At 58.7% G+C, this 25,562-nt stretch carries 26 protein-coding genes and 3 pseudogenes; 12 read left to right on the top strand and 17 right to left on the bottom strand.

Features of this window, described 5'->3' with window-relative positions:
* The first annotated feature begins 61 nt into the window (after positions 1 to 61).
* The 3 genes from NDI79_RS14230 to NDI79_RS14240 all read left to right on the top strand — a co-directional run bounded on the left by NDI79_RS14230 (position 62) and on the right by NDI79_RS14240 (position 2,431).
* The gene (locus tag NDI79_RS14230; protein ID WP_310929192.1) at positions 62 to 1,417 is read left to right on the top strand and encodes a DUF6498-containing protein; all 1,356 of its coding nucleotides are present in this window, start codon (positions 62 to 64) and stop codon (positions 1,415 to 1,417) included.
* A 313-nt stretch (positions 1,418 to 1,730) separates the two neighbouring features.
* Positions 1,731 to 2,006, top strand: a complete 276-nt coding sequence (locus NDI79_RS14235) for a hypothetical protein (protein WP_310929193.1) — start codon at positions 1,731 to 1,733, stop codon at positions 2,004 to 2,006.
* Positions 2,003 to 2,431, top strand: coding sequence for a type II toxin-antitoxin system VapC family toxin (locus NDI79_RS14240; RefSeq protein WP_310929194.1), 429 nt, complete (start codon positions 2,003 to 2,005; stop codon positions 2,429 to 2,431). Before NDI79_RS14235 ends, NDI79_RS14240 begins: the two co-directional genes overlap by 4 nt.
* 60 nt (positions 2,432 to 2,491) lie before the next feature.
* Here NDI79_RS14240 and NDI79_RS14245 read toward each other — a convergent pair whose 3' ends face one another.
* Together NDI79_RS14245 and NDI79_RS14250 are read right to left on the bottom strand one after the other, a co-directional pair.
* Positions 2,492 to 3,481, bottom strand: coding sequence for an endo-1,4-beta-xylanase (locus NDI79_RS14245; protein WP_310929196.1), 990 nt, complete (start codon positions 3,479 to 3,481; stop codon positions 2,492 to 2,494).
* 755 nt (positions 3,482 to 4,236) lie between these two features.
* Positions 4,237 to 5,412, bottom strand: coding sequence for a glycosyltransferase family 2 protein (locus NDI79_RS14250; protein WP_310929306.1), 1,176 nt, complete (start codon positions 5,410 to 5,412; stop codon positions 4,237 to 4,239).
* A gap of 537 nt (positions 5,413 to 5,949) precedes the next feature.
* Here NDI79_RS14250 and NDI79_RS14255 point away from each other — a divergent pair.
* Both NDI79_RS14255 and NDI79_RS14260 read left to right on the top strand, forming a co-directional pair.
* On the top strand, positions 5,950 to 7,029 hold the full coding sequence (locus NDI79_RS14255; RefSeq protein ID WP_310929200.1) for a hypothetical protein: 1,080 nt from the start codon (positions 5,950 to 5,952) through the stop codon (positions 7,027 to 7,029).
* A gap of 436 nt (positions 7,030 to 7,465) precedes the next feature.
* Positions 7,466 to 8,491, top strand: coding sequence for a DUF1616 domain-containing protein (locus NDI79_RS14260; RefSeq protein WP_310929201.1), 1,026 nt, complete (start codon positions 7,466 to 7,468; stop codon positions 8,489 to 8,491).
* Between the two features lie 169 nt (positions 8,492 to 8,660).
* Here the strand turns inward: NDI79_RS14260 and NDI79_RS14265 are convergent, their stop codons facing one another.
* The 9 genes and pseudogenes from NDI79_RS14265 to NDI79_RS14305 form a co-directional block, all read right to left on the bottom strand.
* Positions 8,661 to 9,119, bottom strand: a complete 459-nt coding sequence (locus tag NDI79_RS14265) for a toxin-antitoxin system TumE family protein (RefSeq protein WP_310929202.1) — start codon at positions 9,117 to 9,119, stop codon at positions 8,661 to 8,663.
* Complete coding sequence (locus tag NDI79_RS14270) at positions 9,116 to 9,691, bottom strand: DUF7342 family protein (protein ID WP_310929203.1); 576 nt, start codon at positions 9,689 to 9,691, stop codon at positions 9,116 to 9,118. The genes NDI79_RS14265 and NDI79_RS14270 overlap by 4 nt, the downstream gene beginning before the upstream one ends.
* Positions 9,692 to 9,877: 186 nt before the next feature.
* Entirely contained in the window at positions 9,878 to 10,285 is a 408-nt protein-coding gene (locus NDI79_RS14275) for an NUDIX domain-containing protein (protein ID WP_310929204.1), read from the bottom strand.
* 27 nt (positions 10,286 to 10,312) lie between these two features.
* Positions 10,313 to 12,304 carry a serine hydrolase domain-containing protein gene (locus NDI79_RS14280; protein WP_310929205.1) on the bottom strand — a complete coding sequence of 664 codons (1,992 nt, stop codon included), beginning with the start codon at positions 12,302 to 12,304 and terminating at the stop codon, positions 10,313 to 10,315.
* 109 nt (positions 12,305 to 12,413) lie between these two features.
* Positions 12,414 to 13,022, bottom strand: coding sequence for a PH domain-containing protein (locus NDI79_RS14285; RefSeq protein WP_310929206.1), 609 nt, complete (start codon positions 13,020 to 13,022; stop codon positions 12,414 to 12,416).
* 179 nt (positions 13,023 to 13,201) lie between these two features.
* Positions 13,202 to 13,762 carry a hypothetical protein gene (locus NDI79_RS14290; RefSeq protein WP_310929207.1) on the bottom strand — a complete coding sequence of 187 codons (561 nt, stop codon included), beginning with the start codon at positions 13,760 to 13,762 and terminating at the stop codon, positions 13,202 to 13,204.
* A gap of 768 nt (positions 13,763 to 14,530) precedes the next feature.
* A complete protein-coding gene (locus tag NDI79_RS14295; protein WP_310929208.1) occupies positions 14,531 to 15,739 on the bottom strand; it encodes an orc1/cdc6 family replication initiation protein in 1,209 nt (402 codons plus the stop codon).
* A 433-nt stretch (positions 15,740 to 16,172) separates the two neighbouring features.
* Positions 16,173 to 16,523 carry a type II toxin-antitoxin system PemK/MazF family toxin gene (locus tag NDI79_RS14300; RefSeq protein WP_310929209.1) on the bottom strand — a complete coding sequence of 117 codons (351 nt, stop codon included), beginning with the start codon at positions 16,521 to 16,523 and terminating at the stop codon, positions 16,173 to 16,175.
* Positions 16,520 to 16,648: pseudogene (locus tag NDI79_RS14305) on the bottom strand (MarR family transcriptional regulator); the annotation flags it as partial. The gene NDI79_RS14300 and the pseudogene NDI79_RS14305, both read right to left, overlap by 4 nt.
* 258 nt (positions 16,649 to 16,906) lie before the next feature.
* Between NDI79_RS14305 and tnpA the strand changes: the two are divergent.
* The 4 genes and pseudogenes from tnpA to NDI79_RS14325 form a co-directional block, all read left to right on the top strand.
* Positions 16,907 to 17,122 (top strand): annotated as a pseudogene (gene tnpA / locus NDI79_RS14310) (IS200/IS605 family transposase); the annotation flags it as partial.
* Positions 17,123 to 17,412: 290 nt separating this feature from the next.
* Positions 17,413 to 17,931 (top strand): DUF7342 family protein, encoded by a 519-nt coding sequence (locus NDI79_RS23595; protein WP_425499606.1) that lies wholly within the window; start codon positions 17,413 to 17,415, stop codon positions 17,929 to 17,931.
* Positions 17,932 to 18,020: 89 nt separating this feature from the next.
* Positions 18,021 to 18,365: a toxin-antitoxin system TumE family protein gene (locus tag NDI79_RS14320; protein ID WP_008385862.1), complete on the top strand. Its 345-nt coding sequence runs from the start codon at positions 18,021 to 18,023 to the stop codon at positions 18,363 to 18,365.
* A gap of 192 nt (positions 18,366 to 18,557) precedes the next feature.
* Positions 18,558 to 18,911, top strand: coding sequence for a DeoR family transcriptional regulator (locus NDI79_RS14325; RefSeq protein WP_310929211.1), 354 nt, complete (start codon positions 18,558 to 18,560; stop codon positions 18,909 to 18,911).
* A gap of 227 nt (positions 18,912 to 19,138) precedes the next feature.
* On the opposite strand, the gene NDI79_RS14330 is transcribed toward NDI79_RS14325, so the two are convergent.
* From NDI79_RS14330 to NDI79_RS14345, 4 genes and pseudogenes are all read right to left on the bottom strand, one after another.
* Positions 19,139 to 19,549, bottom strand: coding sequence for a putative toxin-antitoxin system toxin component, PIN family (locus NDI79_RS14330; protein WP_310929212.1), 411 nt, complete (start codon positions 19,547 to 19,549; stop codon positions 19,139 to 19,141).
* Positions 19,546 to 19,806: an AbrB/MazE/SpoVT family DNA-binding domain-containing protein gene (locus NDI79_RS14335; RefSeq protein ID WP_310929213.1), complete on the bottom strand. Its 261-nt coding sequence runs from the start codon at positions 19,804 to 19,806 to the stop codon at positions 19,546 to 19,548. The genes NDI79_RS14330 and NDI79_RS14335 overlap by 4 nt, the downstream gene beginning before the upstream one ends.
* A gap of 105 nt (positions 19,807 to 19,911) precedes the next feature.
* Positions 19,912 to 20,175, bottom strand: a pseudogene (locus NDI79_RS14340) (zinc ribbon domain-containing protein); the annotation flags it as partial.
* A 12-nt stretch (positions 20,176 to 20,187) separates the two neighbouring features.
* The gene (locus NDI79_RS14345; RefSeq protein ID WP_310929216.1) at positions 20,188 to 20,388 is read right to left on the bottom strand and encodes a type II toxin-antitoxin system HicB family antitoxin; all 201 of its coding nucleotides are present in this window, start codon (positions 20,386 to 20,388) and stop codon (positions 20,188 to 20,190) included.
* A 317-nt stretch (positions 20,389 to 20,705) separates the two neighbouring features.
* Here NDI79_RS14345 and NDI79_RS14350 point away from each other — a divergent pair, with 317 nt between their 5' ends.
* On the top strand, positions 20,706 to 20,921 hold the full coding sequence (locus NDI79_RS14350) for a hypothetical protein (protein ID WP_310929217.1): 216 nt from the start codon (positions 20,706 to 20,708) through the stop codon (positions 20,919 to 20,921).
* A gap of 75 nt (positions 20,922 to 20,996) precedes the next feature.
* Here NDI79_RS14350 and NDI79_RS14355 read toward each other — a convergent pair whose 3' ends face one another.
* Positions 20,997 to 21,563 (bottom strand): metal-dependent hydrolase, encoded by a 567-nt coding sequence (locus tag NDI79_RS14355; RefSeq protein ID WP_310929218.1) that lies wholly within the window; start codon positions 21,561 to 21,563, stop codon positions 20,997 to 20,999.
* 633 nt (positions 21,564 to 22,196) lie between these two features.
* Between NDI79_RS14355 and NDI79_RS14360 the strand changes: the two genes are divergently transcribed.
* Positions 22,197 to 23,090, top strand: a complete 894-nt coding sequence (locus NDI79_RS14360) for an NAD(P)-binding domain-containing protein (protein ID WP_310929220.1) — start codon at positions 22,197 to 22,199, stop codon at positions 23,088 to 23,090.
* Positions 23,080 to 24,456: a glycosyltransferase gene (locus NDI79_RS14365; protein ID WP_310929221.1), complete on the top strand. Its 1,377-nt coding sequence runs from the start codon at positions 23,080 to 23,082 to the stop codon at positions 24,454 to 24,456. The genes NDI79_RS14360 and NDI79_RS14365 overlap by 11 nt, the downstream gene beginning before the upstream one ends.
* 54 nt (positions 24,457 to 24,510) lie before the next feature.
* Here the strand turns inward: NDI79_RS14365 and NDI79_RS14370 are convergent, their stop codons facing one another.
* Positions 24,511 to 25,188 carry an IS6 family transposase gene (locus NDI79_RS14370; protein WP_310929222.1) on the bottom strand — a complete coding sequence of 226 codons (678 nt, stop codon included), beginning with the start codon at positions 25,186 to 25,188 and terminating at the stop codon, positions 24,511 to 24,513.
* Positions 25,189 to 25,562: the final 374 nt, after the last annotated feature.

Consider the following 25,562-nt stretch of genomic DNA (forward strand, 5'->3'; position numbering starts at 1 on the left):
GACCGTGAACGACCGCTCGGTCCACACGCGTCTTCCCACCGCTGTGAGACTGCTAGTCGGTATGCTCGCGGTCGCCTGCGTGAATCTGTTCCCCCTCGTCGGCGTCGCCGTGTGGGAGTGGAACCTCACGTCGCTGCTCGTACTCTACTGGGTCGAAGCCTTCGTGACCGTCCTCATCGCCGTGGCCAAAGCCCTCCTCGCAGAGCGTGGCTCCCCGGACATCACGAACGACATCGAACCGCTTCACGAACTCCGCGCGAAACGGGGTGGCTGGGAGCCCCGCCCGAACTGGCCGTCGATCTACCCGCGTAACATCCCGCTCGCGCTCACGATACTCGGCTTCTGGGCCGTCTTCCTCGTTCCGATGACGCTGCTCTTCTGGTCGTCGTCGCTGGGTTCGGTGCTCTCTGTCGGCCTGCTCGCGGGCATCCTCGGGCTGGTGGTCGCACAGGTCGGCGAGTTCGTCACCGAGTATCTTCGGGACGAGCGCTACACGGAGGTCTCGGCACGGGAGATACTCCGGACGCCGACGCTCCTCACGTTTTCGCTCGTGGGGGTCGGTCTCCTCACGGTCGGGAGCAGCGGTTCGGACGCGAACCTGCTTCTCTTCGTCGTCGCCGTTCTCGGGAAGACGCTCGTATCGGTGTATAGCTTCTACGCGGAACGCGTCGAACAGCCGTTGTTCGGACTCGGTGACCGCCTGCTCGACGAAGCGGAGGTTCGCGAAACCCCGCCCGAAATCGATCTTCCCGACGCCCCCGTCGACGCCCGCGTTCGCGTCGCTCGGACGCCGGTTATCCTCACGAGTCTGCCCTACATCGTCTTCGGCTTCGCGAGTCAACTCGGCGTCATCGTCCTCTGTCTGTTCGTCCTCGCGCTCACTTCCGGGCGGCTCTCGTGGATTGCGATTACGACGCTGGTTATCCTCGCTATCGCCGGAGTGCGTATCCTCAGCTACTACCTCCGCTACGGGACGATCGAGTATCAGCGTCGCGGCGAGATGCTCGTCGCCTACGACACGTTGCTCGAGGCTCCGCAGTGGAAGACCGATATCGAGCGCTCGTCGTTTTCGGTGAAGAACGCGATTGCCGATCGGTTGCTCGAGACGGGGACGCTCACGATTTCCGGCGTCGAGAACGTAGAGGGTTCGGACGTCCAGTTCGGCCCGGTCGTCGATCTCGACCAGACCGTCGAGACGCTCGGACTGCCCGTGCGGGAGACCGAACGCCCCGAACAGGACCTCGGCGTCGTCGCCGCCGTCGGGCTCTTGTTCCTGTTCTTTTTGGTACTCCCGGTCGGGCTCATCTTGGACCCGGACGTCAGTCCCGAGTTCGCGATGGCTCTCGGTGCGGTGTTCGCGCCGTTCATCCTCTTTCACGCCGCGGTGCTGCTGTGGGTTGCGCTCGCGCGCGTTTGATACCGAGATACTCGACGCTCGAACCACGAGACACAAACAACGGCGGACTCACAAGCGACCGTATTCGCACCGTGACCGGCGAGTCCTCCCATGCCCGCCGTACGCGGTAAGGGCCACTTTTGAAGACGGACCCCTGCGTTCCGTACTACTCCAGCGGTGATACGAGTAGAACCGAGAGAGAAAGACGGATCTGTTGAAATATCCGGAATCTGATGGGACTGGCTGCTGGATATAGAGGATAAGTTCAGCAGATTTTGACTGTACAGTAGATCCAGTAGCAAACTTTACCCAGTGGTATACTCTACTGACAACCATGACCACGTCGGTGAAAATGGACGACGACACGAAGTCTCGGCTCGAACGGTTACAGGCCGAAATTCGGTTGAAGACAGGCAAGCGAGTGACTCAACAAGACGTCCTCGCACGACTCGTTGAGCATGCCATCGAATCCAAAGCAGATCTCGTCGACTCGTTCCGAGAGGAACGTGTTCCCCTCGCTGAATCAGAGCGCGAGAAGTTCCACAACGGGATGGTCTCGTCCGGAGTCTCGACGAGCGAAGAAGACATCGACGACGTGCTGTACGGATGAGTGTCTTCGTCGATACAGGCGTGTTCTTTGCGCACCACGATACGGATGCTGACCGGCACGATCAAGCCGTCAGTGCATTCGAAGAGTTGCTCGATGGGGAATACGGGCAGCCGTACACGAACGACTACGTTTTCGACGAGACCGTGACCCTCACACGCGCTCGAACAGGGTCGTTCGAGGCTGCGGACACCGTCGCCAGTCGCATTCTCGGAGAAGACTCCTTCCCTGGTGTCTTCGAGATGCTTCACGTCGAACCGGACGACATTCGGACGTCACTAGAAACGTTTCGTCGGTACGACGACCACGACCTCAGCTTCACTGACGCGACAATAGTCGCTCTATGTGACTCGCGTGGTATCGATGCTGTGCTGAGCTTCGACACAGATTTTGACGGACTCGTTGAGCGTATCGAACCAGAGTACTAAGAGGTGACTCGCTCGGAGTGTCAGCGCGCTGCTCGCTCAGTAGTGGGGAGTTCGTGCGTCTCAACTCCAATTCTCTAGGAGGTCTCGGATCGCGTAGTACGCGGGCTTGGGATTGAAGTTCTCGTCGAAGAGTAGTGGGTCGGTCGTAACGTCGTAGCGGTTCTGGAGCCAGGTTCCCGCGTCGTGGACGCCCCACGTGATAAGCGTGCTACAGCCGTTGTCGAGGCACGCCTTGAGAACGTCTTTGTAGTACTGTGCTTGGTGTTCGAGGCGATCATCGAACTCCTCGTTTGGGCCGTACGCGACATCCATCTCGGTGATCTGGACGTCCAAGCCGAGCTCTTTGAAGCGACGGATGTTCTCACCGACCGTTTCGGGATCCTCCCGGCTGTGCTGATACGACGGAAGGGAGTGCATCTGGATCCCGACGCCGTCGATCGGCACACCACGGTCGAGCAGGCGCTGCAGAAGGTCGTATACAGCGTTGGCCTTGTCGTTGTCTGATGCGATCTCGTAATCGTTGTAATAGAGGGCGGCGTTCGGCGCGACGTCGTTCGCCCACTCGAAGGCCTTGTCGAGGTATTCTTCGCCCATCGCCTCGTACCACATCGTCTCGCGCATCGACCCGTCATCGGCCACCGCTTCGTTCACGACGTCCCAGACATCTACCTTGTCGTGATAGCGGCCGGCCACCGTGTGAATATGGTCCCGGACAAACGCTTCTAACTGGTCGTCGGTGTAGTCCCAAGCGAGGAACCACTCGGGGGTCTGCTTGTGCCAGAGCAAGGTGTGTCCCCGGACGGTCATGTCGTTCTTGACACCGAAGTTCACGATCGCGTCGGCGTCATCGAAATCGTAGACCTTCGGTTCGGGGCGCAACGGACCCATTTTCAGCGCGTTTCCTGTTGTAACCGCGTTGAACTCCCGCTTGAGCGTCTGTGCGAGCGTCGGATCGTCGGGATACTGTCTGAACGACCGAGCGGGAATGCCCGCGCCTATCGTCACGCCTTTCTCGTCGGCCAGTTCGCGGAGTGTCTTGTCACTTAACATTCGCAAATACGCGAGCGCGAGACGAGAAAGTCATACCGATACCAGAAAAATTTTGTTGAATAAGCGGACACAGAAACCTCACCAAAGGCTGTCAGAAGCGTCGTGACCGACTCAGAGGGTGTATGCAGCAACCGGTTCACTCGCGTTATCCCTATCAGAAGTATTTTCAAAATTGTCACAGTATCCGAATCTGTGTCCCCCTCTCGTCGTGCTTTCCTCATCGGGTCAAGTCCCGGCCTGCTCGCTGTCGCAGGATGTATCTCCCCTTTCCAGAGCTCTCGAACTCGTATTGGAGAGATCGTCTTACTGAATATGGACGACAGAGTTCACACGGTTCAACTACAGGTTCAGGCTTCAGGTGAGACGCTTTACGACACGAGCAAAGAGATGCCGCCGTCGAACGAAGAACAACCCGTCATTACTCCCGAAGATGGACTGCCGGCTGAACGCCGAAGATATACGATTGTAGCGACTCTCGACGGGGGAGAAGATTCGATAGTGAGGACGTATCCAACGAAGGGCGGAGACTGTTATTCGGTGACCGTCCGTGTGGGGTCAAACGGACGATTCAGAGATATGCCGTCTGAATCAGAGTTCGAGGGATGCAGTCAGTAAGAGCCTGTACTCAGCGATACTTCTCGGCCCGTTTCAGCGATGGTGGCGTGACCGATTCGCGCTCTCTATCCAACACGGCCTCAGCAAACTATCCGCGGCTGAGGATTTCAACAGAGCCAGAAAACCCGAAGAGAGACCGCTTAGTTGTGGTTGCTCTGCTTGACGGCGTCGACGAGGAACAGCCCGAACACCATCTGCACGCCGACGACCATCAGCGCGAAGGCGACGACGTTCTCGGGGGTCAACGGCAGGTTGCTGAAGCCGCCCGCAGCCCATTGGAACGTCTGTACAGCCATGTAGATGCCGCCGAACGCGAAGAGGCCAGCGCCGGCGAACGCGCCGCGTTCGAGACTGACCGTCTCGCTGAGGAATCGCGTCACAGGGTCGTCCGGATCCCGAATCGGATTGCTCGCTACGGAGGCGAACGCGCCGAGGTAGGTGAGATAGACGCCGAGCACCAACAGGAGGGTACCGGCGAGAAGCGAGTGCGACCCGAACGTCATCGGGCCGACCGAGGAGTTCGTGAACGCGAGCGTCATCACGACGCCGCCGAACCCGCCCATAGCGAGTCCCGGCGCGGAGAACAGGTAGCCCGGCGCGTTCTGGAGCATGAACTTCACGTGCCGCCAGCCGTCCTGGAAGCTCTCCAGCGTCGCCTCACCCTCGCGCGGGTGGTACGTGATGGGCACCTCCGCGATGGTGAGATTCCGCGCGCCGGCCTCCATGATCATCTCCGAGGCGAACTCCATCCCGGTGGTCTTGAGGTCGAGCGTCTCTAAGGCGTCCCGAGACATCACGCGCATCCCGCTGTGCGCGTCGGAGACGCCGGCACCGTAGAAGACGTTGAGGAACTTCGTGAGGAGGGGATTCCCGATGTGTTGGTGCAGCGGGGGCATCGACCCGGGCAGAATCTCGCCTTCGAGGCGCGAGCCCATGGCCATGTCCGCATCGCCGTTGCGAACGAGGTTGAACAACTTCGGGAGTTCCTCGAAGTCGTACGTACAGTCGGCGTCACCGATGGCGATGTACTCACCGCGCGTCCGCTCGAAGGCGTACTGGTACGCGTAGCCGTACCCCCCCTTGTCGGGGACGACCACGCGTGCGCCCATCGCTTTCGCGATTTCGGGCGTCCGGTCGGTCGAACTGTCGCTGACGACGATTTCGCCCGTGATATCCATCGCCTCGAACGCGTTGAGAATCATCTTGATGCACTTTGCAATCCCCTCTTCCTCGTTGAGCGTCGGCATAACGACCGACAGCGTCGGCGTCTGTTCGCTGTCTTCGGGGACCAAGAGGTCATCCTGTGGTGCCGACATCTCCTCGTCAAGGAGTTCCACGTCGAGACCACCTCCCGCTACTTCCGTGTGTGATAATTTTTCCGTTGACATGCTGCCTACCCAGACAACGGTCTCTCCCCCACTCAAGGAGATCCGCTGTCAGTAATCAAACCATACACTGAACTACACAAATAGGTTTTGGTGGCGATACAATTTATTAATGACTGCACACAGCCCCTCTCTTTGTCCGTAACAGAGGGTATATCTCGAACATCTGAATGTACCGATACGAGCGCAGTAGGTCGAATTTTGCCGTTTGTATCACCCATCTCGTACTTAGTGGTTGTACTCGACGGCGAACTCGTCCCGTAGTTAGAGTTCCCAGTACAGGAGGAACTGAGGCCGGTAGCGAGTCGATCATCCGCTTCAAATATCTATAATTATAGTTATATATGCGCCCGTGAACGGGTGGGTTCGGCGCTCGATGCTCCCCTGTTCGGTGCCACAGCCCGATATCACGGGTCAGCTAATATGGACATCCGGAACGAATATCTGTGAGAGTATAGACGCTAGCCCATGAGCGGAAGATCACGATTCGCTGCCCTGTTACTCGCGTTCATGCTCGTCACGAGTGTGGGCGTCGCGTCCGTGAGTGCCCAGACAGACGGCGAGTATTCGGTAGAAGCACAGAACTCGATCGACATCCCCGACCGGACGGTCAGCGTCGAGGGGACGGACTACGCCGTGAGTTCCGTCGGGAAGGTGACCGTCGGCGAGACGTTGGAGGCGAGCGTGAGCGGCGCTGACGGAGCCGACGTCAGCGTCGATCTCTACTCCCCGGACCGAACGATCGTCAACAGCGGCGTGGTAACCGACAGCTCGGTGTCTTTCTCCACCGAGAACCTCCGCCCCGGAACGTACATTCTCGCCGTCTACACCGACGGTTCCATCGTCTCCATTCAGCCCGTCGTCGTGGCCGGCTACGAGACGACCCTGAACGCGCCGAGCGAGCTGACGGCTGGCGAGTCCGGCGACGTGACCGTCCAACTGGACGACGTCGCGGACCTGGGGAGCCCCGAGAACGTCGAACTCGCCATCGTCCAAGAGGACGAAGTCGTCGACACGGTGCGGATGAGCAGCGACTCGACGTACGAGTACAGCGCCGAAATCGGGTCGTCGCTCGAGTCGGGCGAGTACCGGATGTACGCGATGGTCCACAACGAGACGGCCGTCAGCAGTGAGGATGTCTTCAGCGGCGACAACGACGTCGTCGGCGTGACCGACGCGCAGACGCTGACTGTCTCCGGTAGCGCGGCGCAACCGCAAGACGACGAGAGCGGTGACGACGGGAGCTCCGGCAGCTCCGGAAACTCCGGTGACTCCGATACGTATTCGAGTGACAGCGACACCACCGTGACCTCGACGCCGAGCGGGGCGACAACGGAGATGATGACCACCGAGACGACCGACGCGGTCGAGACGAGCGAAGAACAGCGCACCGCGACGACGGAGATGGGAGCGACGGAGACGGCGAGTGAGTCCGAACCCGACACCGAAGCGCCGAGCGGGACGAGCACCGACTCGTCGATGCCGAACTTCGCACTATACATCGTCGCACTCGCTCTCGTCGCGGCCGCACTCGTCGCGCGCCGGTAACCGACGATAGCCTTCACCTCGATTCGACGATTTTTGCGCCGCGCCCCAATCCGGCAGTGCGACGTGGATACCGTGGTCGGTCGATTGATTTGCCGAGCGAACCCGAAATCCTGAGTCGGACATCGTCACCACATCGTCTCTCACCCCGTTCGACGAACCGGTCCGTACTCGGCCGGAACCCCCGTACTGTTGGAGCGCCGACCGGTGCCTTTTTGTGAGATACCCGTCGATTTGCTAACAGTATCCTACCTATACTACCATTACATTCGTAGAGATATAATGACTTTATATAGTGTATCGAAATCCAAGGGTAGCCGACACACACAGGGTCGTGTTTCTCCGTTACGCCGACCGATTACGGGTACGACAGCGGAGTCCTAACAAGGGGTGAAACGTACCCCGACGTATTTTTACCTCCCCCCACGTCTGATTGTGCATGACCTCCACGGAGGACTGGCGCGTACTCCTCCCCCGTCCGCTTCGGGTTCTGCCAGCCGATCTCGTCGCGATACTCACACTCACACTGCTGACGCTCATCGCGGTGTCTCTGCCCGTGCTCCGTGAGACGCCGCTGCGGGTCGTCGTCGGACTTCCCTTCCTCCTGTTCGTGCCCGGATACGCGATCATCTCCGCGCTCTTTCCGGAACGCGCGAAGACCGACGCCAACCTCATGGTCAAAGACGACTCGGGAGCGACCGACACCGTCTCGGGTATCGACGGTATCGAACGCGTCGCGCTGTCGTTCGGGACGAGCATCGCCGTCGTCCCGCTGGTCGGGTTCGCGCTCAACTTCACGCCCTTCGGCATTCGACTCGCACCGATCATGGTGTCGCTCACCGCCATCGTCGTCTTTGCCTGTGTGATCGCGGCGAGTCGGCGCTGGGACCTCCCCGAAGACGAACGCTTCCGCGTGCCGTATCAGACGTGGTACGCCAATACCAAAGCCGAGCTGTTCTCCCCGGAGACGCGAACCGACGCGGCGCTGAACGTCGTGTTGATCGCGAGTTTGCTGCTCGCTGTGGGAGCGGTCGGATACGCCGTCGCCGTCCCCTCCCAAGGCGAGCAGTTCAGCGAACTCTATCTGTTGACCGAAAACGAGTCCGGCGGGTACGTCGCCGACGACTACCCGACGAACTTCACCGCCGGTGAACCGCAGTCACTGATCGTGGGAATCGGCAACCAGGAGAACGAGCCGGTCCAGTACTCGGTGGTCACGGAGATTCAACGCGTCGAGGTGTCGAACAATAGCACGACTGTCCTCGAACGAGAGCAGTTACAGACGTTCTCGCCCCGACTCCAGCACAACGAGACGTGGCAACAACAACATCAGGTCGCGCCCACGATGACCGGCGAGAACCTGCGGTTGATCTACTATCTGTACAAGGGCGATGCCCCCGCGACACCGAGCGAAGAGAGTGCGTACCGCGAGGTGCATCTGTGGGTGAATGTGAGCTCAAACTAGCAGTACGGCTTCTGTACTACTACTCAGTATTCTTCGTTTCGTCTCGTCGGACACTGCCCGATTCTGCGCGACGACTTGGAAGCAGAGTCGCGTCTCCGACGACGATCGCCATCAGTACTCTCCCGTAAGGAGATCGTGATCTTCGGCGGTATCGAAAATCAGTGGCGATTCAGCCGGTCCAAAAGCCTCGCTGACGAGCGTCGATCTCTGAAAGAACAACCGAGAGAACGTCACGCCAATCTGTGGGATGAGACGCGTCCGTCCCCGGCGTTGGTGCGTCCGGTCCCGCGTGGATGTGGTCACGCGTGTTGTGATCGGACGGGTGGCGATCCCATCGGTGGTCAAACGTCCCTTCGTGTTCGTCGCTGTGCTCTTCATGATAGTGCAGCGAGAAATCGCCGTTTTCGAACCACACGATTTCGAGTCGGGCCGTCCGAACGCTGCTCGGGTACAAGCGAGTGTTATACACACACACCAGTCGGCCGGGTGCGAACGCGGGTTGTTCTTCGACTCGCTCGAACCGGTCGTCTGTGGAGAGACGACTCGCAAGAAGATCTAACCGGGCGAAATCGATCGCGGCGCCGTCGATTTCGTCAGGTGTCTCGGCCTCGTCGTCTCGGTCGCTCATACAGTCGGCTGTTCCGCTGCGGAATCGCTGGAGTCGGGTTTCAGCGCCCGTTCGAGAAGCGAAATCCGACGACGGGCGGTTTTCCACATCGAGATGTCTTCCCAGACGCCCGCGATTGTGCGATCCGTCTCTGATGCGTGTGCTGTGATTGAGACCTCACTCGGGGCGTCGACGCCGAACAGTTCAGTGTAGTCTGCATCACGCTCGGTTTCGGTACTGAGAAACGCGAGGAGCTCGTCCGCTGTGTACTGCGTTCGGAGTTGTTGCACGCGACGCCACTGTAAGTACTCCTGATTTCGCTCGTACGCTACCGGCGACTCGGTGACACGGGTGACGATTCCCATGCGCTCGAACCACTCCAGATACTCCCGCGCGGCGTCGACGCCGTGTCCGGCACGATCAGCGACATCACGAACCGTCGTCGGGGTGTCGAGGCCGAGAACCGCATCGAAGAAGTCATCGCGCGTTCGGTCACCGCGAACGAGTTCCTCGGGAGGCGTCAGGAGGTCGAAGTCCGGAGCGTCCGTCCGTTCGCTCACATCCGCCTTCAGCTCTGTGCGCGGTTCGTCCATACCGTCAGAATCGTTCTATAGCTGAATAAATCTTTGTACGAGGGGACTATTCCGCCAAATCTCTCGTCGATATAACTCACGCTGGCCACCAGCATTGTTTCGGAGTCGGTCTACTTGTTGCAGTCTACCCGGATCGCGAAAACACGCGTTACTAGAACAGTTAGTGAGGTTCGACCGGGCGAATCCCTACTCCCAGACCATCCGGTCGAGGTACTGCTGGACGTACGGATGGAGACCCTCGAACGGCGGTTCGAACACGCGAAGTTCGCTGTGTTGGTCGTCGGCGAGGTCTACTGGTTGAAAGGGTTCGACGACGAAGCCGTTCGCGACGTAGTGTTTGCTGTCGACGCCCTCGACCTCGGAGGTGTCGTAGAAGTGCTCGAACGTCCCGAGGCGATTGCAGATCTCGACCTCACAGCCCAGTTCCATGTCGGCGACGCGGTGAACCGCCTCTGTGAGACGCTCGTTTTTCAGTACACAGCCGCCCGGGACGAACCACTCGCCTTTCGCCGGTTCGCTCTCTCGTAGTCCGAGGAGGACACCGTCGTCTTGTTTAACGATTAGGTCAACGGAGACCAGCGGAGAGTTGGCCACGACGCCGGCCCACTCGTCTTCGGGGACTCACATCTGGTACCACAGGAGGTTCCAGTACGAGAGTACGAGCGCGAAGACGACGCCGGAGAGACCGACGACGACGTATTGCGCCTGTCTCCGACGACGCCAGAGACCCCGCCGCCAAGTCAGTCCGGCGAGGACGAGCGTCGCAGCACTCGACACTGCGCCCACGAGTGCGAAGAGGAGGATGACCTGCAACGGTTGCGGACCTCCCAGCAGGGCCGCTCGCGGGTCGCTCACGATGAGGGCAGACATGCCGACCACGAACACTAGATAGCTCACCGCTGCCAGTCCAGCGACGTGGTGAGTGTACCGCAGCGGTGAGTCCGGGCGGTCCCGTCGCCCGCCGCGAAACCAGCGCCAGAGCCACGTCGCCGTCCACCCGAGGACCGCGCCGAGAAAGACGAGGATACTCAGTCCGGCAATCACGGCGTGCGTCGACGGTTGCTCGACGACGGTGAGCCGTTCGTAGGCCGACGGCGGCCTGCTATCGAAGAAGAGATGCGTTATCTCGCCGTCGGTCTCTCCGAAGACGAGCGCGTCCGACCCGTCAACTGCCTCGAAATAGCGTTCTTCGACCTCGACCCATCGTGTCGGCTCTCTGGGGTCAGTTGTTACGAGTCGGCCCTGCTCATCGAGGGAGACAGAGACGGTCGACTGCACGCTCAGCAGCTTTTCGGAGGTCGTGTAGGGGGATCTGAGTGCGCGGTACGTGCCGCTCAGCTCGTTCGCGCGGGCTGGCTCGCCATTGGGTGTGAGTGGGGGTTTCTCCTCGCTGAGATAGTACTCCTCGACTAGCGCATCGAGTAGTTCGTCTCGCGCTTCGATTCCGCCGGGGCTGTTGTAGGAGACGAAGAGCCCGACACTGTGGTCCGGAAGCAGCGCTACCAGGCTGTGAAACTGGTCGGTATCGCCGCCGTGGCCCACGATACGCACGTCGTTCCGACTCAACTCGTAGAACCCGAAGCACATCCCGTTCAGTCGCTCGGCGTTGCCGAATCGTCGCCGATGCATCATTTCCGTCGAGTCCGCTTCGAGAATGCGCCCGTCGCTGGTTGCGCCACCCTGCAGGTGCGCACGGAGAAACCGTGCCATGTCGATCGCCGTCGTGGTCATCGACCCGGCCGGCGGCATCCCGACGTACTCGAACTCGCCCTCGCGATACCGGCCGTTCGAGGTCGTGTATCCGTTGGATAGCACGCCGTCTATCGCATCGGGAACGGGCTGGTCGAAGGTACTCTGCTTCATTTGCAGTGGTCCGAAGATGTGTTCGTCGACGTACTCGCCGAACGACGACCCGGCAGTTGAGGCGGCGATGTACCCCGCGAGGGCGGCCCCGTAGTTCGAGTAGGCCGTGAATGTTCCGGGCGGCCGAACTCTCGCCGGTTGTTCGGTCTGGAGCATCGTCGGCAGTGGACGCAAATCGGACTCGTTCAGGACGAACGTCCCGCGAGCGCGATCCTCGAATCCCGCCGTGTGCGTCGCGAGGTGGTCAAGCGTGATTGGCTGGTCGTACTTATCGGGTACCTCCACCGCATCGAGATACTCGTTGACGTCGGTATCGACGTCGAGTCGGCCGGCCTCGATACCCTGCATGACCGCCGTCCACGTGAACAGCTTCGACGTCGAGCCGATGCGAAAGAGCGTTCTGTTAGCGTCGACCGGTGCGTCGGTCCGAACGTCTCGGAGACCGTAGCCCTTTGTGAACGTCGCATCGTCGTCGACGACTGCGACCGTTGCACCAGGGATGTCGTGAGCCTCGAGTTGGGCGTCCACGACGCCATCGAGGAACGTCTCGAAGGACTCCGGATCGGAGAGCGGCCCGGTAGCTTGGTCCTGCTGGCTGGATGTTGTGGCGCTCACGCTGCCGGATGCATTCTTGAAGGCAAACGCTGCGGCCCCTGTGGCCGCGAGGCCGCGAAGCACGGTACGTCGAGAATATGCGTTGTGACAATCGTCGCCGGCGACAGTCTCGGTTACGGTCTGTGGGTTGGGCATCGGTCGGTCTCGTTCCAGTGGTGTTTCGTTTGTACCGCGTACGGCTTGGTCATCTGATTGACGGGAATTGGAATAAAGATTTACTGAGCCTCGTTGCTTCGTGGAATACTCAGACAGACCGGCCCTGTTCGAGCAGTTGCCGAATAGCTTGAATCTCGGCGAGGAGGGCTTGGGAGTCCGATTCTGGGTCAGTACGAGCCCTCGGTTTCTCGGCCGTCTCCTCACCTTCGGTCGCTAACGGCTCGCGCTGGCGAACCTTCCCGAGCACTTGGTCTTTGATCTCCTCGTAGTCTCCGACGCCGTCGATGGTGAGTTCGGCTCCCATCTGACCACCGTACCCCGCGGTGTGGATACCGACCGACCCGGCGCCGACGAGTCGCTGAAGCGGTCCGCGAGCGGCGTTGACGTTCGTGATCCGGTTGTAGGGAACGGTCGTCTTTTGCTGGAAGAAGACGCCGCGACGGTACTCGAGTTCGTCGTCCGCCAGCCTGTAGTCCGCACTGCGGTAGAAGGCCGGGATCCACCACGTGAGGAACGCGAACGCGACGACCAGGGGGACGCCGCCTGCAAGCAGGACCCACGACTCGACCGCGGAGAGGATGCCGGTGGCGGCCAACAGTCCGACGATACCGAGGGCGACCGCGAGCAGTATCGCCTCGATGGCGAAGTAGTACGTGGTGAGCTTCTCGGGCTTGAACCACTCGTTCATCCGTCTCATGCGTAGAACGACGCGCTGAGGCGGCTTCTAGACGCTCACGGTTCCCGAACCGCGAGAACCGAGTCTGGAACGGAGTGCGGCGTCAGGTCCAGATACCGGGGGTTCGTACTGTCCGGCTCTGTATCGATGCTATCGCTCTCAGTACCGCCCTCTTCCGGCTTGCAGTTCGCCGGACGCGCTCACCCACCCGTCGTGAGACCCGTTGAATTCGACCTGTTCGACGCGCTGGGTGTACTCGTTGAAGCTGTTGGCGAAGAACCACCCCCACTCGTTGATACCCCAGAGTTCGACGGCACCGACGCGGACGATTGCCAGGATTTAGTGTCGTAGCTCGCGTACATGTCGGCTTGGAACCGCGTGCAGGTTTGCTCCTCGTCGCTCCAGACCGGGTCGCACTCGTCCGGGCTGTAGTCGTAAGTGGCCGAGAGCAGACTTGAGTTGCCCCGCGGATAGCGCGTCTCGATGGTCCCGTTCTCGATGCCGTTCCCGAACGATTCGACGGTGACCTGCGCCATGATCTCGTATCGAGTCAACGCCGGTTCGAATCGGAGGCCGGTCATATCGTCCGGCGCGTCCTCGCGCCTGATCGGCTCGGGGTCGGCCAAAGAGCCGTTCTCGTTGACGAGATAGTAGCGCTCCTCGCCGACGATCTCCTCGGCTTCGACCGCCAGCATCGGCCCGCGCTCCGTCTCGACGACGCTGGTCGTCCAGTTCGCGTCGGGCCCGCCGTAACTACTCACTTGGACGTCTTCGACGGTCGGCGTTCCATCGGGGTCGACCGGGAGGGGAAGATAGAGCGTCGCGTCGGTGAGCGTCGCGTCGGTGAGCGTCGCGTTCGTGCTTACTTCGGCGCTGTAGTAGTAGGTCGCCGTCGTGTTGTTGTTCTTCTGTAGATCGAAGAGGGGGAGACACCGACGGCCGCAGCGGCTAGCAAGAGGACGAAGACGAGTGCGCCACCAATGACAAGACGCCGATTCATACGTGGCCGTTCGTGTTCTTTAACCAAGAAGTTGAGCGGTACATCCGACTCCGTCAAACCCGAGTGAGCAAAGTGGTGACGGGTAGCGTACTCAGCCGAGTGATAGAGTACGTTTCGTCTGTCTTCCCGTTCTCGTTGCGTCCCTTCTGAACATGTACCAAATGTTTACGGCACCCCGAAGTAGCCTCCACGGGAACCCCTGTCTCCACATCTTGAGTCCAGTTTGCCGAGCGGGTATGGAACAGTTATTGTGCGACAGAAACAGATTCCGAGCCAGATACAGTTACGAGAGTCGTATCGTTCCTCTCGCTCGGTATCAGGTGTTTCGGATCACTCTTTGAGGTGAATCCGCGTACGCGACATTCGGTCCATGATTGACGGTCTCTACTGGAATCCCTGGATAGCCTGTCTACGTAGGAGAGTACATTTCGTCTGTCTTTGAGTGGTGCACACCTGGCTCAGGACCTTCAAGAGAGAGAGTACAGTTCGTCTGTCTCAGACGATTCGGTTCGGTTCAGTGCATTCCAGATTAACGGTTATCCAGCGTGTCTCCGTGTTCAATCCGTTCTCTCACATCCAGAATCAACTCGGGATCCAACTCAGATTGATATTCAAAGTACCGACCACCACTTTCGCCTTTGTTCTGCTCACTCCGGCGGAGGAAGCCAAGCATATGAAGGTCAGAGAGATGGTCCTGAACGCTCTTCAGCGTCGTAAGGGGATCCGTTCCCCACGAATTTGCGACTGTTTGATATCGGTGCTGGATATCACGAGTCCGTGCAGGAGTGCGGCCGGCTGCTTCCAGTCGAGCGACACTCTCTAGAATATATTGGGCGTGTTGTGTTTGATCTCGGATTCGAGTCGTAAGCTGCCCACGCTTAACGATATCTCGGGCCTCCTTGATATGTTGTTCTTGAACGCAATCATCACCCGCTTTGAGTGCAGCCTCGGCACCCGTTCTCAGCAGATCGATTGCCTGTCTGGCGTTGCCCATATCTCTCGCAGCGATTGCTGCTGCGAGATTGATTGCCGATTCATCGCATGCCCCCTCAACGAACGCACGTGCTGCTCTCGTCGAAAGGATGGTTTGGAGCTCGGGTGCATCGTACGGACTGAACGAAATTTCGGTCTCCATCAGCGTGTCTTTGACCTTCGGAGAGAGGCTTCGTCTGAACGTGTAGTTGTTGCTGATACCGATCACACCGATTTTGGATTGAGTAATATGCCCGTTCGATTTCGCCCGAGGAATTTCATAGAGAAGCGTGTTTGCATCGTCCAGATGGTCGATTTCGTCGAATACCATGAGATGTGTCCCCCCGACACGATCTAATCGCTTGTACAGTTCCTCAAAAGCGTCTCCAGTTCCGAGGCCGCGTTTCGGGAAGGGGCTCGCGTGATCAGGAAGGAGATCATTTACCAGCGTGCGAACAACCATAAACAGCGTCTTGCCGTTGCAGTTCAACTCGTGAACAGTCAGTTCGTCGGCGCTATCTCGGGTGGTGACTTCGTCTTTGAGCGCAGTCATCATGTACTTCGTGACGGCCGTTTTGCCCAGTCCCGCCTTCCCATAGAGCATGATATTCTCCGGGTCACGACCGAACAGAACATCCTGCAGTGCAAACCGGTACTCTTCGATCTCCTCGTCTCGCTCTAGTATCTTCTCAGGTTGGTAATTCTCCGTGAGTACCTGCTTCTCATCGAAGATCGTGTCTGTGACGTTGCTGAACGGCCCCGACATCTCTTGAGCGATGCTTCAATCTGTATCTATATAATACCCCTATTTGTTTGTTTCGTCTGTCTGAGCCAAGTCCGTAGAGTTGGTTCTAACCACGTACGTAGCTCTTCTAAGTCAGAAGACAAACGAACTGTACTCTCTCACTTCGGACTTGAGATGGGGCCTCTCCGGTCAGTTAATCAACTGGAATTGATGTTTCGGACAGCTCGATTTCTCCCGTACGGACATCCTCTGAGTGACTCTAAGTTTCAACCCATCTTCGACGGAGAGAGGAGTACCGAGTGGTCGGCACAGCCTCTAGTTGACCTTCATAGCTCTCCCATGTTGACGAGATGGATTGCGTCTCGGTTGAAGCGGTAGAATCTTGCGTCTACAGCGGGTGTGAATCGCCGCACGATACAGTTGGCCTGTTCGGAGCGTCGCAGACTTAAGTTGCCTACTGCAGTTCATCAACGAGTGCTGCGACGGCCGCTTCGACGAGACTAGTTCGAAGCCGACCCTGCCAGAAGCCGATGTCCTCGTGGTCAATCGACTGGATCCCCCACGGGACGATTCGACTTTCCTCGGGCACCCCGCCTCGCAGCCAACTCTCCGCAGGAATGTCGAGTAGCCCATCCATCCACGATTTCGTCGTGATCGTCAGTGCGATATACTGGTCGCCGTGGAACGGGTGGCCTTCGTGGTTCGAGAGGATGAGCCAGGGTCGAGCGTCCTCGTCACCGTTGAACGGGTCATCGCCGTAGACGACGTCGCTACGCTCGAAGATCAGTGTCTCTTCGTCGGTCACCGTTCGTCCTCGACGCTCGGGTGGGGTCCCTGCGGTGCGTGCTCGCGCCAGGATTCCTTCTCCTCCGCACCCAGTTGGTCGTTGAACAGGGCCGTTGCTCGTTCGTACCCGCTGTATCCCTCGACCATTATCAGGCACTTGACGACGCCTCCCGCGACGAAGCACCGATTCTCACCGGTCCGGACATGGCGGCTCTCCTCGAAGACGTGTTCACCGAAGGCGCGCGACGATACGACTTCTCGAACGTGGAGGAACTCCTCAAGCGCGCTGAGCCGATTTCGAAGTGGCACGAGGTCCTCGGGGACACCGTCGCCGTTCGGCCCGTCCCCACGCGCCCGCCGCTGTTTGAGGATGAAGATACGAAACAATGGGTGTACGGTGCGGTGTTCCTTTCCGCCCACCCGAAGCACGCCCCGTGCGAGATTGTGTGAACGGTCAAGAGCATCACGGCGCGGGGGATGTGGGAACAACACGAACCATTCTTCGAGGAGTATCTGTGGGGCGGTGGGTTCTGGGAGGAATCGTACTACGTTGGGACGGCAGGCGACGTTTCGACAGACACGATTGAGCAGTATATCGAGCGCACGGAACACGTTTAGCGGAGCGTACGGCCTTCACCCTCGGGGTCAAGCCCCGAGGCACTCGGCCTGCTCCGCCTATAGAAAACCTACGTCGTATTCGGAGATAACTATGTATTGTGACGCCATCAGGCTCTGTCCTGAGAGACTAATACGGCTCAAATCTCCGGGAAGAGAGAATTTCGCGGAGACCTTCTGTATCGATGTCCCCGATAGCGACGACCGCGTCCGGATGCTCGCGACGGGCGATTAGCGCGCAATATATTTGGTCTGAGGGAAGAAATATATGTGCCAACCTCGTTGTACGAGATATGAGAGACGATACGCACCGCGACGGTCCACCGCCGTTCGATAGGCCGTTTGAGGGGGAAGATACGAAGCAGCGGGTGTACAGTACGATACTACATACCCGTGAGCCGATGGCCGTCTCCGAAATCGCTGAACGTGCGAACTGCTCGGACGAGTCGGCGCGGACACACCTGTCTTTTTACGCCGACCTCGGCATCGTTATTCGCCACGAGGGCCGGCCAGTCCGATACGAGCGTAACGATGAGTACTTCGAGTGGCGTCGAGTGAACGAACTGGCACGGGAGCACACCGTCGAGGAGTTACAGATTCGCGTCTCGGAACTGACCGACCGAATCGAAACGTACTGCGAGGAGTACGACGCTGACTCACCCGCCGACGTCGACGTCCTCGAATTCGACGCAGCGCAGATCGACGACGTCTACGTCGACCTCGGGGACTGGGCCACCGCTATCGAGGAGCGTCGGCTTCATGAACGCGCTCGGAGAAAGGCCGCTGGGTCCACGGCTCCATCACACGGCTGAGGATGGTGCCGGTGGATGACGGTGCGAGTCCCGCACCAATAGACCGGTCGGTGATCGCGCGAATGCAGTCTCGATTCGCCGGCAGTCGTATGACTGAATCTGCAGAAATAGTCGAAGAAGGAAACCTGCACCTCCGTGTCGAGTTGTCCCGAGAGTACTACCCGGAAGCGGTATCCGCCCGACTTGAGATTCGGTGGTACCGCAACGACGATTTCACCATCCACTACCAAGAAGAGCATCCGGATGGTGTGTGGAAGTGTCGGTGGGACCGGCATCCGAACACGCACAACTCACGGGACCACTTCCATCCACCGCCGGCGGCCAGCCGCACCGACGCGGAGGATACTCAGTGGCCGCCGGATCATCGGGACGTGAGCCGCCTCGTGTTCGATCGCCTCGAGGACCGCATCGAAACGCTGTGGGAGCATCGCTAGGGAGGCGGACTCCCTGGTCGTTCTCACACTGCACGGCGTTGGTATCCGTGTACGCGGTATTCAATCTTGAACAGAGCGTCGCTCGTTGAGGAAGGGCCTCAGCACCTCAATTTAGGTAACTACAGGGAGGTTTGTGTTTGCCATAAGGTGTACACCAATCGGTCTTTGTGAGTAGAATCCAAACGTGCAAGCATGTCTCGTGAACGCGGCGACGCCGGGAGATATACCGAGACGATCACGCTTGACGACGTTCTCGGTGTGTTCGAGGCTGTAGAAGGCCCAGTCGTCACATCCGGTGATGTCGCTGAGGCGCTCGATTGTTCTCGGGAAACGGCACGCCGGAAGCTTCGCACATTGGAGGAGCAGGGCCACGTTGCTAGTCGGAAGACAGCAGGGAGGGTGGTATGGTGGGTTGTGGACGAACAGAAAACTCCACACGGAGTCAATCCGGATGATCCATTCTGGGATTTTGCGCCCGGTATCTCTGGCGAATCTGACGTCTCTGAGAGAATAGATGCGGTTCTGTACGGCGAAAAATCCACATGAGTAAGTGAGGTGCGATGCCGATATTCGTTGATACGGGGGCGTTTTATGCGAGAGCAGATGAAGACGACAAACATCATGAAGCTACTAGGCGTCTTTTCGAAACCATCCGCTCTGGCGATGGTGCCTACCGTCCAGTAGTTGAGACTGGTTCTCAATGCAGACGCTCGACTCAGTCTACATCCATGTCTCGTCCAGTGAGACATCACATCCGAAACGACGAAGAGTAGCTACTCCGTGAGTCGTTCGTAGAACGTGCGTGGCTCGACAATCGGGATACTTCTGAAAGAGTCGAGATTTAAGAGATGCTTGTCTCCAGAGACAATGTAGTCGACATCACCCGCGATGGCTGCTTCCAGAAACTTGTCGTCGTCGGGATCGTCCCCAACCGCATGAACTTCCTCGTCGGGATCGACGAACTCGGCAAAGTACCGAATGGTCTCGACTTCCTTCTGAACCTCGTCCTCTTCCAAGTGAAACCGCTCAGGATACTTGAGCAACGTTCTCCGAAACTCGGTGAGCGTCTCGACGGAGACGACGATTTCGTACTCGCCCTCGAAGCCCTTGACAACGATCTCGTGAGGAACACCGGTCGAGATGACGCTCGAAATGAGGACGTTCGTATCGAGTACAGCCCTCATTCCTCAGCGCGAGCATCGTGGACTAGTTGATTGACCTCGTCCATCGAGAGATCGACTTCGTCCTCCCTCTCTTCGACCCGCTGTTGGAATTCTTGTACAGAGGGGAGTTCAAGCTTCTTCAGAACGAGGCCGTAGTCTGTCGGGACGACCATCAGTTTCGTGCCCTGTTCCAGGCCGAATTGTTTGCGGAGGCGACTCGGAATCGTGATCTGTCCTTTCGAGGTAACCGTGGTCACCTCGGGCTCGTCCGTGCTCATTGATATTCTACGTAAGAATTCCTTACGCAGTCTCTTCAATCCTCTGGTCATCGAGGGTCAACTGCCTCGGGGTCAAACCCCGAGGCTTGTCAGTGGACTCCCGCTCTAACCGAGTAACTCGGTAGGTCGGAATCGACCGTTCGCGTTCAACGTCCCTGACTTCAGAGCCAGTTGACTCGTGGCTCGTTCAGCACCAGACTTGAGCCAGTGCTGAACAAGACGCCACCCGATATTCCGAGCGGCGTTATAATCGCTATGCAACCGTTTCCCGCACTTCAGGCACTCGAACTCGTCACCATCACGGTTGTCTTCGTGCGTGAATCCACACTCACCGTGGCTGCACCGCTGAGAAGTGTACGCAGGATTCACAGGGATGTATGCCTAACGCCGTTCGAGCGCGATTCCTGGGAATCGGACGTACGTATGAGTATCGAGTGCGTCGGCGAGCATCCGAAGGGCCTCCGCACGGTCGTCGCCGACGGAGGCGACACCCGTCTCGATGTCCGTAGTGGTGACTCGTCTATTATCCTCGTAGACGAACTCGACACCGCCATTGCCCTTGTCACGAGTCGTGCCGGCCATGTCTGTCGGAACTGAATCCGAGACTACCAATAAGCGTTCGGACGGTCTGCTGTCAATCGACGTCCAACGTATACGTCAACTGCTGAGTAACACCAAGATGGCGAACGTCGCACTGACTGTCGGGGTCATCCGGCCACTCGACAACTCGCCGTCCAGCAAGCCGAACGGGAGGGGGTGTCGCTGGCGACGGTCGCTCGACAGGCAGTCGATGCGTATCTCGGTGCCGTTTTCGGCGGTAAGGATCCGTGGGAAGACATTGAGTCTGTCGAGCGGTCGTTCGCATACGAGGCTGATCCAGCTTCCCGGAACTGCTCTCTATGGCCGCCACCGAGAGCGGTCACGAGAGCACCGAATCGTACGTGTTTGACCAACTTCGGGCGAGTATCGGTCTGAAAGGCGAAGGAACGGTCGCAGTCACGGGAACGGATGTGCTCGTCAAGCAGGTCGAAGCACTCGTCACGAATCCGCGGTGGCCCCACGGGAGCGCCGCCGACGTCGTGCAGGCCGCGCTTGGATGGGTTGTCCTTCCGTAGGCGAGACATGGTTCTGAGGGTGCTTCGTTCCGTGTGATGTCCCGTCCCGACCGAACTCGGATCGTTCTCCGAACGTCAGCGCTTTTCTGCGGGCTTCGTCCGTGCGTTCTCCCACGGACGGTCTTCGAGGATGTCTTTCACACCCGGCATCCCGTCGTAAACCCATAGGCCGAGGGTGAATACTGCGAGGACAAACCCGAAGAGGAGTGTGGGAGTGAACTGGAGGTTCAAGAAGAACTCGAGGAAGCTTCGCTTCCCTTCGCTCGGGACGTCCGTCAGCGGCCAGAACAGATAGCCGGGGATACTGAAGTCCCCTCTGAGGAGTGGGCCGATGTTGTCGCCGACGAGATGGGAGGCGTACCCGATTCCGAACGCGGTGGTGAGCGTGCGCTGTTTCGGGCTGTCGAAGACGACCCAGAGAGCGGTGAGGAGGGGCACGAGTGTGAACAGCGAGTGGGCGAAGCTGCGGCCATAGGGCAGGACGGCGAACGTCCATGTGAGCGGTTTGTCGATCAGGTCCGGGAACTGTGTGCCAACGGCGAGTGCGAGGGCGGCGAGTCCTTGCGGTGGGTGATCGAGGTGGAGGCGAGTGTACAGCGAGTAGAGTACGTAGCCGAAGGCGGCGTGACCCCAGGGAAGCATCTGTTAGCGTGGTTGACTCGGGAGTGAATAGATGCTTCGTTCAACGCGATAGCTCCGCATCTCAATTGGGCTTGTACTCTTCGTACCTTCCCACGATCCCGTCCGATCCGTGGAGTGACGACCGCTGATGACAGAACTATCCGAAGCAGGGCACGAGGACAGGGTTACACTCGTCCGAACAGCCAGGCTCGAGGTTTAAGTAGGGATTCAACGACTGACATCCGGGTGTCAAAGCCTCGACGAACGCGCTTCGCGTGTGCAACAACGTTCGGTACCGTTCTCCAGAGGAATCATTCCTGAGTTCCCGTTCTGGCGGTTCTCCGTTGCCGCTGCATTCTCTCAGCGGGTCAAATCGAGTCTGTGAAACGGATAAATGAGGCGTTGTCTTGAGAAAAGGTGCTTGTTACTACGGAACTCGAGGGACTCTCGAACGTCGTTCTCATCCTCTGACAGACTGAGTCCGAATCCAAATTGAAGACAAACTTGTCCACTGATTTAGTGTGTAGACGCAGTGCTAAACGACTGGTTCGGCAACTGTAATATCTAGTTACAATTCTGCTGATATCTGCGAATAGAATGCTATTTTCTGGTATTTTCTGTGTAACTAAACACATATGTCTAAGAAAAAGAGGTATGTCGAAGCACGGAGACACCGTCGCAGCGCACAGTAGTCCCAAATCCTCTCAGCAGCAGTCCGTCTCGATCCGCGTCGTCGGTGCCGGGACCGTCGGACGCGCGACCGGGACCGTCCTCGCGGAGTGGGGCCACGCGGTCACGTTCGTCGACGTCGACGAGTCGGTCCGCGACGAGTTGGAAGCGGACGGCTACCAGACGGCGGCCCCGACCAGTTCGATCGACGCCGACGTCGTACTGATCTCGGTCCCGACGCCGTACGACCCCGAGGTGGGTCGCTACTCGCTGGAGTACGTCGAGGCCGCCGTTGAGACGATCGCCGAACAGAACTACGAGGGCGTCGTCGCCATCCGAAGTACGGTCTCGCCGGGAACGACCGAGCGGTTGGCGAAACAGCACGACCTGAACCACGTCGCGATGGTCCCGGAGTTTCTGTTCGCTGACCGCGCCACGCAAGACGTTCGAGACGCGACCGAACTCATCATCGGCAGTAACTCCGAGCACGCCAGAGAGACCCTTCGAACGGTGTTCGAGCCCGAGCGGACCGCGATTATCACGCTCACCCCGACCGAAGCCGAATTCGCGAAGTTGGCCTCGAACTGCTTCGGGGCGACGAAGATCTCGTTCGCGAACGAACTTTGGAGCACCGTGCGGTCGTTCAGCGAGATGACCGACGCGCAAGTCGACGCCCAGCGAGCCCTCTCGGCGTTCAGGATGATCTGCCCGTGGCACAGCGCCGACATGGGGCTTGAAGGCGGGCGACCCTACGGGGGTGCTTGTCTCCCCAAAGACACGCAGGGCCTCCACGGCTGGGCCGAGGACACGGGCGTCGAAATGCCCACTCTGGGAGGCGTCATTGAGACGAACAAGATGATGCAACGCGATGACTATTGAACCGCAGTACCTGATCGCGCTCATCCCCCTCACGATCATCGGCGGGTGGCGGTGGGGGACGTGGGTGGTCAAGGTCGTCTTCGCGTCTAGATACGCTCCAATTCGAGGGTCGGTGCCGGAGCTCACGACGACGGTCGTGACGCCGGTGTACGACGAGGACCCCGACGACTTCATGTCCGCAGTTCGGAGTTGGGCGGCGGGCGGCGCAGACGAGATAGTCGCCGTCATCGACCACTCCGACGTCGACTGCATCGAACGCTACCGGGCGTACGCGGACGAACACAACGCCGCCGAGCTGATCGTCACCGAGACACCCGGAAAGCGACCGGCGCTCCGGGACGGAACGCAGGCGGCGAGCGGAGACATCGTCGCACTCGTCGACTCGGACGTACACTGGCGTGAAGACACCCTCGAGCACCTGCTCGTCTCGTTCAACGACGAGAACGTCGGCGGCGTCACACCGAAGCAGATCGTGAAAGACAGAGACACCCTCGCGCGAATCATCTACGAGTGCCAGATGCGGCTTCAGTTCGCGTTCGATTATCCCGCGCTGGCGCACGTCTCCAGCGCGCTGTCCTGTCTGTCTGGTCGGACCGCCGTCTACCGCGCGGAAGCCATCCAACCGGTCATCGACGACCTCTGTCACGAGACGTTTCTGAAGAAAGACGTCATCAGCGGCGACGACAAGTTCCTCACGCGTGCGGTCCAAGAAAACGGCTGGGACGTCTGGTATCAGTCCTCGGCTGTAATCGACATCGGGGCGGCCCCGGACATGCATACGCTTGTAAAGCAGACAATCAGATGGACCAGGAATACTATCCGATCCGATCTGACGAGCTTCTATGAAGGGTGGGTCTTTCGCGGGGAGAATCGATGGTTAGCGTACTATCAACTCGACCGCTTCGTCGCGACGTTCGCCATCCTCTTGGCACCGCTGTACTTCATCTGGTCGCTCGCCAACGGGTGGACGGTCGTCGCGCTCGCCGTGCTCGGCTGGTGGATGCTCTCTCGGACGATCAAGATCTCGCCGTTTCTCTCGGCGTACCCGACTCGCATCTGGGTCGTTCCGGTGTACACGCTCGCTTCGTTCTTCATGTCCCCGATTCGCCTGTATGCTCTCTTCTCAGCAAACACGCAGGGGTGGCTCACTCGCGGCTCCGATTCTCGCTACGGGCTGAACCAGCTTCGACAGAAGGCCGTCACCGGTGTTTCGGTTCTGCTCACCGGCGTGACGATCGGTATGTTCGTGTTCGCCGCGATATCGCTTCGGTACGCAGGTCAGTCAGCCGTTGTCGGCGACTTGGTAACCGGTCTCGGTGAGTACTGGGTTCGCGAGCTGTCGGGGGTATTTTCGGTCGGTTTCTAATTTAGACTGTTTTATTTAGTCACTTGAATTTCATTTAGGGTTATTCGGCACTGTCTAGTTAACCTCCTCAACTGGCGTTCGTCCGTCAAGCGCTTGATGCGGTCGTTGAAAATTGTAGTAATGAACGAACAGCACAAGCCACTGACGGACGCTCAGCCGACTGCCCACCCACGAATTATGAAAGCGGTCGACTCGCATTTTGAGGGTATGAAACCACTTCTCAATCAGGTTTCGGTCGGTGTAGACGACCCGACCGCTCAGTCCTAATCGAGAGAGGGCAGTCCGATAGCCGAATTGATCGACCAGAAACACAGTGTCTTCACAATCGTGTTTCTCGATGACTCCGTGAAGGAACGCAGCCGCCGGGTCGGTGCCATGTCGCTTGAACAGCTGTACGTCGAGGAGTAACTTTGTGTCGAGGTCTATTGCAGCGTACAACCAAGACCATTCTCCATTGATTTTGACAGCGGTCTCATCGACAGCGACCCGCTTCGGCTGCGCCGAAGGCGGGTCTGAGACGCTGTCGGCCAGTCGGTGAACCCACTGGAAGATCGCCTGAAACGAGCGATCTACGCCGATCAAGCGAAGTATCGCTTCTGTTTCCCTGAGTGAGAGACCGGCAGCGTGGAGGCGGACGGCGAACGCCCTGACGGGCGTCGCCGTCCGCTCCCGCTGCCAACATTCAAGCGTAGCCGTGTCTAAACTCTGCTTGAGCAGGTTTGAGAGTGGCATGAAACACTAGCTCTTCGACCTGCTCACTCCTTAACTAGACAGTGCCTAGTGAACGATGGTTTTGGAATCTAGGTAATATCGAAGCTGCAGCCACAGGTGAGGATGGCGAACGTCCACGTGAGGGTCGATATGTGCTTTGATTAGGTTAGTTCTGTTAGTATACTTCTTCGGAAACAAAGACGGTATCGTATTAGAAAATAGACCTGAAGGAGAACTGGCAACGCTCAATTTCATTTGCTATTCCTTGGCTAGCATCTGAATTGCTTTGGACTCTGTGAGGAACAACGGAGAAGTGACATCTACACATTAAGAACAATCAATCCATTATTGGAAGGTATTCAGTCCACTAAATCTATAATCAGAGTAAGTACACT

Source organism: Halogeometricum sp. S3BR5-2, assembly GCF_031624635.1.
GTDB lineage: Archaea > Halobacteriota > Halobacteria > Halobacteriales > Haloferacaceae > Halogeometricum > Halogeometricum luteum.